The sequence below is a fragment of the Enterococcus sp. LJL51 genome, assembly GCF_049894025.1.
In the GTDB taxonomy this organism is placed as follows: domain Bacteria; phylum Bacillota; class Bacilli; order Lactobacillales; family Enterococcaceae; genus Enterococcus_L.
Genome location: NZ_JBNEQE010000002.1, coordinates 350,124 through 362,756 on the forward strand (window position 1 = coordinate 350,124; position 12,633 = coordinate 362,756).

Consider the following 12,633-nt stretch of genomic DNA (forward strand, 5'->3'; position numbering starts at 1 on the left):
ATTAAGAAAGGGGAATGCTTATGTTTAAAAATACATCAAAATTAATTTATCGAGGCGTCGAGGAAAAAACAAGTAAAACAGGGAATCCGTATAAAATCGCAAGATTTGCTGACCCAGTTTCTTATCAGATTTTAGAATTTTTCTGTGACGACTCATTTGTTGCTACTGTGAAAGTAGAAGACCCTTGCACGGTCGAACTTAAGTGCGAAAAACGTGGTTATAATATGTCGTTTACTTGCCTTAGTGCTATGAGTGCTTAGTTATGAGCGAACTGAAAAAAGAAGACCTCCAGGCACTCGAAAACGATTTGAAGGCACTCAAAGAATTATACGAAAAGGAGCTTCAACGTGAAAGTTCTGAACGTACTACACAAGCTACTGAGGATTCTAAACAGTCTGAAATATCTAATACGGAGAAGGTAACGGAGAAAGAACAAGAACAGTCGTTTCGTGCTTCTGTGTTAGAAGCTCTAAGCAAAATAGAAAGTGCGGACAGTTCAGCTTCTGACGAATCATTGAATAAACTCAATGAAAATCTCGAGACCTTAATAGCGTATCAGGAAGAACAAGCACAAACAAATGTCAATCAAGATTGGTTGCTATCTTCTTTACTGGTAATTGGGCTAGTTGCTGTTTCAGGTTATGCCCTTTATAAGCTCGGTTCTTATATTGCCAGTAAAGTAATTTCAATAATTTTATATTAAAAGGAGGTTAAGCGTATGTTTGGTTTAATTGGTGCTATTACTATGCCAACTGCTCCGAAAGTTGATTTGTCTGAGCCTGTACAATGGGTTGTTGACTTTGCTTCTTCAATCTTTACGGATAATGCAATTGTTATCATTACTGCTGGTTTGGTTATTGCAGCCCTTTTTGCGGCTCCTAAAATCGCTAAGCGCTTCGGTAAATCTGCGATTAAAGGTTAATGTACTCATTTGAGGCTAGGCGAAAGCCTAGCCCTTTTCTATTTTATGAAAGGAGAAAAAAACATGATTGATCTAAAAAAAATAGGTAAGTGGATAGGTATAGTTTTTTTATTCTTGTTACTGTCTGTCATTGCGTTTTCATTTCTGCCGTTACTGTCTCTGCTGACGATTTACGGTCTGGAAATGATGTGGGTAGTGATTTATATAACGCTGATAGCGGTCTCCCTGAAAATATGCTGGATACTCCTGATTTGGGTATTCAAGGGCAAGAACCCGTTGCCGAATATGAAGAAAATCAAGAATATGCTCCCGAAGTCGTCCCGATAAGTCCGCCTTGGTTAGCCGATTCTGCGCTTTTTCAAGGTGCTGACGAGCTCGCAACGAGTGAGGACGGCTCGTCTTTGGAATCCCCTTCAATTCGTTCTAGAGTAGCCTTGGCACGAGCAACGTGGACGAATGCGTTCTTTTCGACGACACGTGGAGGACCTGCGAACGTTGCGTATATCAACGGCGCGTTTGACGGTTGGAACATCTATGCTTGGCACATGCCAAACGCTGAAAGTATTAATTTTGATTTGCTGTTGAGGGCGACAAAAAATAGTATCTTTGCGACAAATGCGAGAATAGACGACGTGAAAAACTCGACGACTAGTCGAATGAATAATATAGACGCTGGCTGGAATAATGCAGTAAAAAATTTACAGACAAATATTAATAACGTGAATTCAAAAGCGACTAGCCGAATGAATAATATTGATAGTTATTTACACAGCTCCGTAACGAGTTTACAGAATAATATTAATGCGTTGAATACGAAAGTAACTAGTCGAATGGATAATATAGACGCTGGCTGGCAAACAGCGGTTAAGAACTTGCAGAACAATATTAACGCAAATAGTACACGGATTGGAAACATGGATACATTCATGCATAGCTCTGTAACTAGTTTACAGAATAACATTAATGCATTGAATACGAAGACCTCGGAACGTATGGATAATATGGATAAATTTATGCATAGCTCTGTAACGAGTTTGCAGAATAATATTAATGCCTTAAATACGAAGACCTCCGAGCGAATGGATAATATGGACAGTTTCATGCATAGCTCTGTAACGAACTTGCAGAAAAATATTAGCGCAAACAGTGAAAGAATCGAAAATATGGATAGTTATATGCATAGCTCCGTAACGAATTTACAAAAGAACATTAGTGCGAATAGTCAACGAATGGATAATATTGATTCTTTTATTCACAGCTCTGTAACGAATTTGCAGAACAATATTAATGCGTTGGGTGTTATCTCATCCGCTAAAGATAGCGACCTTCAAAGTCAAATAGACGCGATTAAGACAAACGGTGGAACAAGTTGGTCTGACGTTGGTATTATTGCTGCTTTGCTCGCTGTTAAGGATTCTATTGACAAGTTCAAAATGTATTTTGAGGAGGACGGGGTATTTATGAAACTCCTTAAAGGACAGTTTGAAGGCTTAAAAGATTTGTTGAAGTCGCTGAGGATTTACACAGTCAATGACATAAGAGCTATTATAAATGATTACTTTTCTGCTGAGGACGGAAAGGGAACTGGAATTTTTTCAGAATTTCTTGATACGTTGTTGTACGGCATTAGGTACTCAATTGTTGAAGGATTCGGCGAAAGTTTAGATATGTTGTTGGATATTTTTCAAGCGTTAATTTCAACTATGCGGGGAATAAATGTTTTAATCGATTACGCTGAAACACTAACTAAGCTGGTCGATTTGCTAAAAGGTCGTCTGGATCTAATTCTTCAGTATCTCGTAAAGCTCATGAATAAAACATTTGATTTTGACAGACTAGAAGCATTGTTATCAAAATTGAGCTTTGGAAATATCGTAAACGAAGCTGGTTCAAACATTTGGGATTTTCTTAAAGAATTGATAGGGACATTAGGCTCTTCGCTTAAGGATATTCTTGATTTTCTAAACAATTTATTAGATAAAATCATAGCTCTAATAGTTCCCGAAAATCTTGATTTCCTTGACCATGAGTGGACGGGTGTTTCTGATAAGATTCAACTGAAATTCAGTTTCATTTTTGATTCAGTTTCAAGTATTAAAAATCTTTTCTCAGGCTCTCAAAAGTCATTTGAAGACTTAGACGTCGATTTCGGCTCTAGTCAGCTTGCTGGTAACACGATTGCGATAGGGACAGTTAAATTGCCAATGAGCCACTTGAATAAATTCCTTGCAGTTGTGAAGCCATTCGCCAACGGTGGGATATTATTATGGTTTTTAATTGACATGTATCGCTGGATACATGAAAGAAACGCGGTGGTTGAATAATGCTTTTAGAATTAGTTTTTAAGCTGATTTTTGGTTTAGTTGATATTGTTATCTCTTTAATTCCTACGTTTGATTTTGGCATAGATATGGGCATGTTGAACCCGCTTCGTGACCTGTTCGCTTTCTTAGATAATGCGGTCAGTGTTTCATTAATTTTATCGATATTGGGCTTATATATTCTAAGAGACAACTTCACGTTAATCAAAAATATTTTCTTTGCTGTCGTTCGAAAAATTCCATTTGTGAAGTAAAGAGATTCGCTCGCGAATCCTTTACTCACAATGAATTTTTAACGAATAAGAAAATTTAGGAAAGGAGAAATTGACCTTGAAAATATTTCAATTCATAAAATATAAAGCTGTCGATTCTGCTAAACGAATCAAGTTAATGCGTGCAGGCATTAAACCGTTTCAGGAATACGGCTTACGTTTGTACTCAGGCTGTCAAGGTAGCGGGAAAACGTCTAGTATGGTCGAGCAGCTCGAACGTTATAGAGCGCAATATAAAGACATATTCATAGCGACGAACTTCGGTTATCGATACGAAGATATGAGTTTAAGCACGCTGGACGATTTAGTTGACTTGCCGAAGCTGGTCAGGGAACAGGGGTATAACGGTCTTGTGATTGGCTGGGACGAGATTCAAAATGATTTTGACAATACAGTGCGTACATTTCCAGTAACGATACTGCGAACAATTACCCAGCAGAGAAAACAGGCAATTAAAATATTGGCGACAAGTCAGGTATTCACTAGAGTTGCTAAGCCTATCAGGGAACAGACTTTTGAGGTCGTTCAATGTCGTACATTGCTGGGGCGCTGGGTCTTTCAGAAATGGTATGACCCTGTCGAATATGAGTATTATATAGCGAATGCGAATAAAGATTCGAAGCTACCTGTCAAGTCAAAATATAACTATATTCAAACGGACGATATGAGAGAGTTGTATGATTCCTATGCGGTGATTGACAACTTATCTCGGCATCAGGAACAGCCGATTGAGGAACGTTTTGAGGAAGCTGTGAAAGTACGCAAACTCATTGACGATAATGAAGTTTTGTTGTTGATAGATTCATGATTACGCCTTATGATTTCGTGTATTTTGAACGGCTTTACAGCTATGAGGCGTTGAGAAATGAACGTGGATACTCGGAAGGTAGACAAGGCCGCATATTGCACGTTAGGCTACCTAAAACAAGTATGAAATTGAGCTTCATTCTTAATCATAAAATCGAACTGCCCGAACTGAAGAAAAATGCAAAGTTAGTTTTGACTGTTGACCTTTTTCACCGAGGAAAAAACAAACGAGCAGAAACGAAAATAATTGCTGTCGATTTATATGAATAATCAACGGTCAGGCGAATTGGGAAGGGACTTCCGAATTTGTCGGGCTGTTGCCTCGTCAAAGCGGTTGCGCTTGACGACTAAAACGGAGATAGGAAGGGCGGACAAAATGAAAAATTACGAGGAAATTTTCGCAAGTGGGGGGTCTAGTAACACCCCCCTACACTCTACATCTAGGAACCCTCTTGAGGCTTGCGTTGACTGGTTTTCTGTGACTTTTAAGGGAAATATTTTTTCGAATGGTTTATGCGATATGCTTCACCTGTCTGTTGACGATTTCGAATGTAAAAAACTTGCTGATTCTAACGAATATGAATATATGTATAAATTCGAGAACTTTATAACGGTTATGATTAGAAATGACAATCCGCAAGGCACAAAAAAAGCCCTGACACACTTGGACGTGAAAGGACAGGGCTGTCGGTTTTTAGAGAATAATTGGAAAGGTCTAACTTGGATTGATTTCTTTAATCTAATCAAATCAGCTTTCACAATTCATCACATAACACGTTTAGACGTAGCCATTGACGATTATGTGAATTGTTTAAATATTAACACATTACATCGTAAAATGCGACAAAAACATTTCAGAAGCAGTGCTGGCACTCGTTCATGGAGATACATTGAAAACGGAGATATGCAACATAAATCTGAAATTTCAGGACAAACTTTGTATATCGGTAAAGGTGACGTTGAATTTCGTTTTTATGATAAACTCGCACAACTCGTAAATTCTCAGGGTGTTGATTTAGACAAAAGTATTGATTTCTGGAATCGTTATGAAATCCAGTTAAGACAAGAACGGGCGCAAGTGGTCATGAATATGGTTGCTGCTGGTAACTTAGAAATAGGTGAGCTAGCTAAATCGATTATGGCGGAATACTTAGCGTTCTTAATTCCAAATAAAAGTGATTCAAATAAAAGTCGCTGGAAAGTGTGTGATTTTTGGTCTAACTTCTTAGGCGAAGTTAAAGGCGTACGTTTGACAATGCAACCGCTGGAAAAATCAGTCTATCGCACTAGAAGCTGGGTTGAAAGTCAAGTCTCGGTATCAATGGCAATTTTAGAGGATTGTTTTGGTAGTCAGTTCGTAACTAATATTGCTGAGGACGGGCGAAAAAGAATGACTAAACAGCACAAACAAATGATAAAGAGCTTTAGAGTAAATGAACAGGGAAAACTTGATTTTATTGAAAATGACAAGCTAGATCAAAAAAACAGGATACGTGAAGCATTTAATGAACGTGATTATCTAGAAAGCTTCGGTTAACTTTGATTGCTGACACCGTAGGTGACACATAAAGCCTATAGTGTCAGTATTTCATTAATTTACTAGTTTACATAATATACATTGCACATTTGAAATAAGAGCAGGGAAGACCCTACTCTTATTTTTTTTGTTTGATACGTTCTTGTATAGTGCGCAATTCCTCACTGACGGTTTCTAGATAGTTCATTAGTTCTTCTTCGCTATTCGTATCTAAATCTATTTTATTGTAAGGCGGAAAGTCAAAAAACTCTTTAACTGTTATATTTAGTCCTCGGCAAATTTGGTGTATTGTGTCAACCCTTGGCACACCTTGTCTATTTATAATAGAGCTTAAAGTAGATTGTCTGATATTTGAAAGCTGTGCTAAGCGATTTATCGTTATGTCTTTCTTTTCTAAATAGTAATATATTCTATCTTTGATTAATTCATGTTCATTTGTTTTTTCTGTATTTGACACGGAAACCGCTCCTTTCGTGTTCATTAACTTATTAAACTATATCAAATATTGATTAAAAAAGTTAGCTTTATAGCGTTGACATATAACGCAATAGTGTTATAATTTACTTGTTAACGCAAACTCGTTACTTTTTAACAAGAAAGGATATGACAAAATGAAAAAGTATAATGTTGTTTTCTGCATGCGTGATAATTGCTGGACTGGTATTGAGGGGCTTTCATTTGAAAAATGTATTGAATTTAGAAAAAAACTTGTATCGCTTCATCAGAATAAAGAGCATTGTATCGGCTTTTATATTGTTCCTTTCTCATAAAAGTTTTCTGGGAGTTTTTTGACAGTCTATTACACACTTTTAAGTGTTTAATATATATATCAATTAAGAAAGGGGAATGCTTATGTTTAAAAATACATCAAAATTAATTTATCGAGGCGTCGAGGAAAAAACAAGTAAAACAGGGAATCCGTATAAAATCGCAAGATTTGCTGACCCAGTTTCTTATCAGATTTTAGAATTTTTCTGTGACGACTCATTTGTTGCTACTGTGAAAGTAGAAGACCCTTGCACGGTCGAACTTAAGTGCGAAAAACGTGGTTATAATATGTCGTTTACTTGCCTTAGTGCTATGAGTGCTTAGTTATGAGCGAACTGAAAAAAGAAGACCTCCAGGCACTCGAAAACGATTTGAAGGCACTCAAAGAATTATACGAAAAGGAGCTTCAACGTGAAAGTTCTGAACGTACTACACAAGCTACTGAGGATTCTAAACAGTCTGAAATATCTAATACGGAGAAGGTAACGGAGAAAGAACAAGAACAGTCGTTTCGTGCTTCTGTGTTAGAAGCTCTAAGCAAAATAGAAAGTGCGGACAGTTCAGCTTCTGACGAATCATTGAATAAACTCAATGAAAATCTCGAGACCTTAATAGCGTATCAGGAAGAACAAGCACAAACAAATGTCAATCAAGATTGGTTGCTATCTTCTTTACTGGTAATTGGGCTAGTTGCTGTTTCAGGTTATGCCCTTTATAAGCTCGGTTCTTATATTGCCAGTAAAGTAATTTCAATAATTTTATATTAAAAGGAGGTTAAGCGTATGTTTGGTTTAATTGGTGCTATTACTATGCCAACTGCTCCGAAAGTTGATTTGTCTGAGCCTGTACAATGGGTTGTTGACTTTGCTTCTTCAATCTTTACGGATAATGCAATTGTTATCATTACTGCTGGTTTGGTTATTGCAGCCCTTTTTGCGGCTCCTAAAATCGCTAAGCGCTTCGGTAAATCTGCGATTAAAGGTTAATGTACTCATTTGAGGCTAGGCGAAAGCCTAGCCCTTTTCTATTTTATGAAAGGAGAAAAAAACATGATTGATCTAAAAAAAATAGGTAAGTGGATAGGTATAGTTTTTTTATTCTTGTTACTGTCTGTCATTGCGTTTTCATTTCTGCCGTTACTGTCTCTGCTGACGATTTACGGTCTGGAAATGATGTGGGTAGTGATTTATATAACGCTGATAGCGGTCTCCCTGAAAATATGCTGGATACTCCTGATTTGGGTATTCAAGGGCAAGAACCCGTTGCCGAATATGAAGAAAATCAAGAATATGCTCCCGAAGTCGTCCCGATAAGTCCGCCTTGGTTAGCCGATTCTGCGCTTTTTCAAGGTGCTGACGAGCTCGCAACGAGTGAGGACGGCTCGTCTTTGGAATCCCCTTCAATTCGTTCTAGAGTAGCCTTGGCACGAGCAACGTGGACGAATGCGTTCTTTTCGACGACACGTGGAGGACCTGCGAACGTTGCGTATATCAACGGCGCGTTTGACGGTTGGAACATCTATGCTTGGCACATGCCAAACGCTGAAAGTATTAATTTTGATTTGCTGTTGAGGGCGACAAAAAATAGTATCTTTGCGACAAATGCGAGAATAGACGACGTGAAAAACTCGACGACTAGTCGAATGAATAATATAGACGCTGGCTGGAATAATGCAGTAAAAAATTTACAGACAAATATTAATAACGTGAATTCAAAAGCGACTAGCCGAATGAATAATATTGATAGTTATTTACACAGCTCCGTAACGAGTTTACAGAATAATATTAATGCGTTGAATACGAAAGTAACTAGTCGAATGGATAATATAGACGCTGGCTGGCAAACAGCGGTTAAGAACTTGCAGAACAATATTAACGCAAATAGTACACGGATTGGAAACATGGATACATTCATGCATAGCTCTGTAACTAGTTTACAGAATAACATTAATGCATTGAATACGAAGACCTCGGAACGTATGGATAATATGGATAAATTTATGCATAGCTCTGTAACGAGTTTGCAGAATAATATTAATGCCTTAAATACGAAGACCTCCGAGCGAATGGATAATATGGACAGTTTCATGCATAGCTCTGTAACGAACTTGCAGAAAAATATTAGCGCAAACAGTGAAAGAATCGAAAATATGGATAGTTATATGCATAGCTCCGTAACGAATTTACAAAAGAACATTAGTGCGAATAGTCAACGAATGGATAATATTGATTCTTTTATTCACAGCTCTGTAACGAATTTGCAGAACAATATTAATGCGTTGGGTGTTATCTCATCCGCTAAAGATAGCGACCTTCAAAGTCAAATAGACGCGATTAAGACAAACGGTGGAACAAGTTGGTCTGACGTTGGTATTATTGCTGCTTTGCTCGCTGTTAAGGATTCTATTGACAAGTTCAAAATGTATTTTGAGGAGGACGGGGTATTTATGAAACTCCTTAAAGGACAGTTTGAAGGCTTAAAAGATTTGTTGAAGTCGCTGAGGATTTACACAGTCAATGACATAAGAGCTATTATAAATGATTACTTTTCTGCTGAGGACGGAAAGGGAACTGGAATTTTTTCAGAATTTCTTGATACGTTGTTGTACGGCATTAGGTACTCAATTGTTGAAGGATTCGGCGAAAGTTTAGATATGTTGTTGGATATTTTTCAAGCGTTAATTTCAACTATGCGGGGAATAAATGTTTTAATCGATTACGCTGAAACACTAACTAAGCTGGTCGATTTGCTAAAAGGTCGTCTGGATCTAATTCTTCAGTATCTCGTAAAGCTCATGAATAAAACATTTGATTTTGACAGACTAGAAGCATTGTTATCAAAATTGAGCTTTGGAAATATCGTAAACGAAGCTGGTTCAAACATTTGGGATTTTCTTAAAGAATTGATAGGGACATTAGGCTCTTCGCTTAAGGATATTCTTGATTTTCTAAACAATTTATTAGATAAAATCATAGCTCTAATAGTTCCCGAAAATCTTGATTTCCTTGACCATGAGTGGACGGGTGTTTCTGATAAGATTCAACTGAAATTCAGTTTCATTTTTGATTCAGTTTCAAGTATTAAAAATCTTTTCTCAGGCTCTCAAAAGTCATTTGAAGACTTAGACGTCGATTTCGGCTCTAGTCAGCTTGCTGGTAACACGATTGCGATAGGGACAGTTAAATTGCCAATGAGCCACTTGAATAAATTCCTTGCAGTTGTGAAGCCATTCGCCAACGGTGGGATATTATTATGGTTTTTAATTGACATGTATCGCTGGATACATGAAAGAAACGCGGTGGTTGAATAATGCTTTTAGAATTAGTTTTTAAGCTGATTTTTGGTTTAGTTGATATTGTTATCTCTTTAATTCCTACGTTTGATTTTGGCATAGATATGGGCATGTTGAACCCGCTTCGTGACCTGTTCGCTTTCTTAGATAATGCGGTCAGTGTTTCATTAATTTTATCGATATTGGGCTTATATATTCTAAGAGACAACTTCACGTTAATCAAAAATATTTTCTTTGCTGTCGTTCGAAAAATTCCATTTGTGAAGTAAAGAGATTCGCTCGCGAATCCTTTACTCACAATGAATTTTTAACGAATAAGAAAATTTAGGAAAGGAGAAATTGACCTTGAAAATATTTCAATTCATAAAATATAAAGCTGTCGATTCTGCTAAACGAATCAAGTTAATGCGTGCAGGCATTAAACCGTTTCAGGAATACGGCTTACGTTTGTACTCAGGCTGTCAAGGTAGCGGGAAAACGTCTAGTATGGTCGAGCAGCTCGAACGTTATAGAGCGCAATATAAAGACATATTCATAGCGACGAACTTCGGTTATCGATACGAAGATATGAGTTTAAGCACGCTGGACGATTTAGTTGACTTGCCGAAGCTGGTCAGGGAACAGGGGTATAACGGTCTTGTGATTGGCTGGGACGAGATTCAAAATGATTTTGACAATACAGTGCGTACATTTCCAGTAACGATACTGCGAACAATTACCCAGCAGAGAAAACAGGCAATTAAAATATTGGCGACAAGTCAGGTATTCACTAGAGTTGCTAAGCCTATCAGGGAACAGACTTTTGAGGTCGTTCAATGTCGTACATTGCTGGGGCGCTGGGTCTTTCAGAAATGGTATGACCCTGTCGAATATGAGTATTATATAGCGAATGCGAATAAAGATTCGAAGCTACCTGTCAAGTCAAAATATAACTATATTCAAACGGACGATATGAGAGAGTTGTATGATTCCTATGCGGTGATTGACAACTTATCTCGGCATCAGGAACAGCCGATTGAGGAACGTTTTGAGGAAGCTGTGAAAGTACGCAAACTCATTGACGATAATGAAGTTTTGTTGTTGATAGATTCATGATTACGCCTTATGATTTCGTGTATTTTGAACGGCTTTACAGCTATGAGGCGTTGAGAAATGAACGTGGATACTCGGAAGGTAGACAAGGCCGCATATTGCACGTTAGGCTACCTAAAACAAGTATGAAATTGAGCTTCATTCTTAATCATAAAATCGAACTGCCCGAACTGAAGAAAAATGCAAAGTTAGTTTTGACTGTTGACCTTTTTCACCGAGGAAAAAACAAACGAGCAGAAACGAAAATAATTGCTGTCGATTTATATGAATAATCAACGGTCAGGCGAATTGGGAAGGGACTTCCGAATTTGTCGGGCTGTTGCCTCGTCAAAGCGGTTGCGCTTGACGACTAAAACGGAGATAGGAAGGGCGGACAAAATGAAAAATTACGAGGAAATTTTCGCAAGTGGGGGGTCTAGTAACACCCCCCTACACTCTACATCTAGGAACCCTCTTGAGGCTTGCGTTGACTGGTTTTCTGTGACTTTTAAGGGAAATATTTTTTCGAATGGTTTATGCGATATGCTTCACCTGTCTGTTGACGATTTCGAATGTAAAAAACTTGCTGATTCTAACGAATATGAATATATGTATAAATTCGAGAACTTTATAACGGTTATGATTAGAAATGACAATCCGCAAGGCACAAAAAAAGCCCTGACACACTTGGACGTGAAAGGACAGGGCTGTCGGTTTTTAGAGAATAATTGGAAAGGTCTAACTTGGATTGATTTCTTTAATCTAATCAAATCAGCTTTCACAATTCATCACATAACACGTTTAGACGTAGCCATTGACGATTATGTGAATTGTTTAAATATTAACACATTACATCGTAAAATGCGACAAAAACATTTCAGAAGCAGTGCTGGCACTCGTTCATGGAGATACATTGAAAACGGAGATATGCAACATAAATCTGAAATTTCAGGACAAACTTTGTATATCGGTAAAGGTGACGTTGAATTTCGTTTTTATGATAAACTCGCACAACTCGTAAATTCTCAGGGTGTTGATTTAGACAAAAGTATTGATTTCTGGAATCGTTATGAAATCCAGTTAAGACAAGAACGGGCGCAAGTGGTCATGAATATGGTTGCTGCTGGTAACTTAGAAATAGGTGAGCTAGCTAAATCGATTATGGCGGAATACTTAGCGTTCTTAATTCCAAATAAAAGTGATTCAAATAAAAGTCGCTGGAAAGTGTGTGATTTTTGGTCTAACTTCTTAGGCGAAGTTAAAGGCGTACGTTTGACAATGCAACCGCTGGAAAAATCAGTCTATCGCACTAGAAGCTGGGTTGAAAGTCAAGTCTCGGTATCAATGGCAATTTTAGAGGATTGTTTTGGTAGTCAGTTCGTAACTAATATTGCTGAGGACGGGCGAAAAAGAATGACTAAACAGCACAAACAAATGATAAAGAGCTTTAGAGTAAATGAACAGGGAAAACTTGATTTTATTGAAAATGACAAGCTAGATCAAAAAAACAGGATACGTGAAGCATTTAATGAACGTGATTATCTAGAAAGCTTCGGTTAACTTTGATTGCTGACACCGTAGGTGACACATAAAGCCTATAGTGTCAGTATTTCATTAATTTACTAGTTTACATAATATACATT

General features: G+C 37.6%; 17 protein-coding genes. 16 read left to right on the forward strand and 1 reads right to left on the reverse strand.

The features are described 5' to 3' along the window. Positions 1-20: 20 nt before the first annotated feature. The 8 genes from ACPWSO_RS03885 (at position 21) to ACPWSO_RS03920 (ending at position 5,859) form a co-directional block, all read left to right on the forward strand. A complete protein-coding gene (locus tag ACPWSO_RS03885; protein ID WP_426081501.1) occupies positions 21-260 on the forward strand; it encodes a hypothetical protein in 240 nt (79 codons plus the stop codon). 2 nt (positions 261-262) lie between these two features. Further along, a complete protein-coding gene (locus tag ACPWSO_RS03890) occupies positions 263-703 on the forward strand; it encodes a hypothetical protein (protein ID WP_426081502.1) in 441 nt (146 codons plus the stop codon). Between the two features lie 15 nt (positions 704-718). Beyond that, positions 719-922: a hypothetical protein gene (locus ACPWSO_RS03895; protein ID WP_426081503.1), complete on the forward strand. Its 204-nt coding sequence runs from the start codon at positions 719-721 to the stop codon at positions 920-922. An 89-nt stretch (positions 923-1,011) separates the two neighbouring features. Beyond that, complete coding sequence (locus ACPWSO_RS03900; RefSeq protein WP_426081504.1) at positions 1,012-3,246, forward strand: hypothetical protein; 2,235 nt, start codon at positions 1,012-1,014, stop codon at positions 3,244-3,246. After that, positions 3,246-3,497 (forward strand): hypothetical protein, encoded by a 252-nt coding sequence (locus ACPWSO_RS03905; RefSeq protein WP_426081505.1) that lies wholly within the window; start codon positions 3,246-3,248, stop codon positions 3,495-3,497. The genes ACPWSO_RS03900 and ACPWSO_RS03905 overlap by 1 nt, the downstream gene beginning before the upstream one ends. Before the next feature lie 76 nt (positions 3,498-3,573). Further along, positions 3,574-4,323, forward strand: a complete 750-nt coding sequence (locus ACPWSO_RS03910; RefSeq protein ID WP_426081506.1) for an ATPase — start codon at positions 3,574-3,576, stop codon at positions 4,321-4,323. Beyond that, on the forward strand, positions 4,320-4,592 hold the full coding sequence (locus ACPWSO_RS03915; protein WP_426081507.1) for a hypothetical protein: 273 nt from the start codon (positions 4,320-4,322) through the stop codon (positions 4,590-4,592). The genes ACPWSO_RS03910 and ACPWSO_RS03915 overlap by 4 nt, the downstream gene beginning before the upstream one ends. Positions 4,593-4,698: 106 nt before the next feature. Beyond that, positions 4,699-5,859, forward strand: a complete 1,161-nt coding sequence (locus tag ACPWSO_RS03920) for a replication initiation factor domain-containing protein (RefSeq protein WP_426081509.1) — start codon at positions 4,699-4,701, stop codon at positions 5,857-5,859. Positions 5,860-5,977: 118 nt separating this feature from the next. Here ACPWSO_RS03920 and ACPWSO_RS03925 read toward each other — a convergent pair whose 3' ends face one another. Further along, the gene (locus tag ACPWSO_RS03925) at positions 5,978-6,316 is read right to left on the reverse strand and encodes a helix-turn-helix domain-containing protein (protein ID WP_426081500.1); all 339 of its coding nucleotides are present in this window, start codon (positions 6,314-6,316) and stop codon (positions 5,978-5,980) included. Positions 6,317-6,711: 395 nt separating this feature from the next. On the opposite strand from ACPWSO_RS03925, the gene ACPWSO_RS03930 reads away from it, so the two are divergent. From ACPWSO_RS03930 to ACPWSO_RS03965, 8 genes are all read left to right on the forward strand, one after another. Next, entirely contained in the window at positions 6,712-6,951 is a 240-nt protein-coding gene (locus ACPWSO_RS03930; RefSeq protein ID WP_426081501.1) for a hypothetical protein, read from the forward strand. Positions 6,952-6,953: 2 nt separating this feature from the next. Beyond that, on the forward strand, positions 6,954-7,394 hold the full coding sequence (locus ACPWSO_RS03935; RefSeq protein WP_426081502.1) for a hypothetical protein: 441 nt from the start codon (positions 6,954-6,956) through the stop codon (positions 7,392-7,394). Between the two features lie 15 nt (positions 7,395-7,409). Continuing rightward, positions 7,410-7,613, forward strand: coding sequence for a hypothetical protein (locus tag ACPWSO_RS03940; protein WP_426081503.1), 204 nt, complete (start codon positions 7,410-7,412; stop codon positions 7,611-7,613). An 89-nt stretch (positions 7,614-7,702) separates the two neighbouring features. Then, positions 7,703-9,937 carry a hypothetical protein gene (locus tag ACPWSO_RS03945; protein ID WP_426081504.1) on the forward strand — a complete coding sequence of 745 codons (2,235 nt, stop codon included), beginning with the start codon at positions 7,703-7,705 and terminating at the stop codon, positions 9,935-9,937. Then, a complete protein-coding gene (locus ACPWSO_RS03950) occupies positions 9,937-10,188 on the forward strand; it encodes a hypothetical protein (RefSeq protein WP_426081505.1) in 252 nt (83 codons plus the stop codon). The genes ACPWSO_RS03945 and ACPWSO_RS03950 overlap by 1 nt, the downstream gene beginning before the upstream one ends. A 76-nt stretch (positions 10,189-10,264) precedes the next feature. Beyond that, positions 10,265-11,014, forward strand: a complete 750-nt coding sequence (locus ACPWSO_RS03955; RefSeq protein WP_426081506.1) for an ATPase — start codon at positions 10,265-10,267, stop codon at positions 11,012-11,014. Further along, positions 11,011-11,283: a hypothetical protein gene (locus ACPWSO_RS03960; protein WP_426081507.1), complete on the forward strand. Its 273-nt coding sequence runs from the start codon at positions 11,011-11,013 to the stop codon at positions 11,281-11,283. Before ACPWSO_RS03955 ends, ACPWSO_RS03960 begins: the two co-directional genes overlap by 4 nt. 106 nt (positions 11,284-11,389) lie before the next feature. Next, positions 11,390-12,550, forward strand: coding sequence for a replication initiation factor domain-containing protein (locus tag ACPWSO_RS03965; RefSeq protein ID WP_426081509.1), 1,161 nt, complete (start codon positions 11,390-11,392; stop codon positions 12,548-12,550). Positions 12,551-12,633 lie beyond the last annotated feature (83 nt).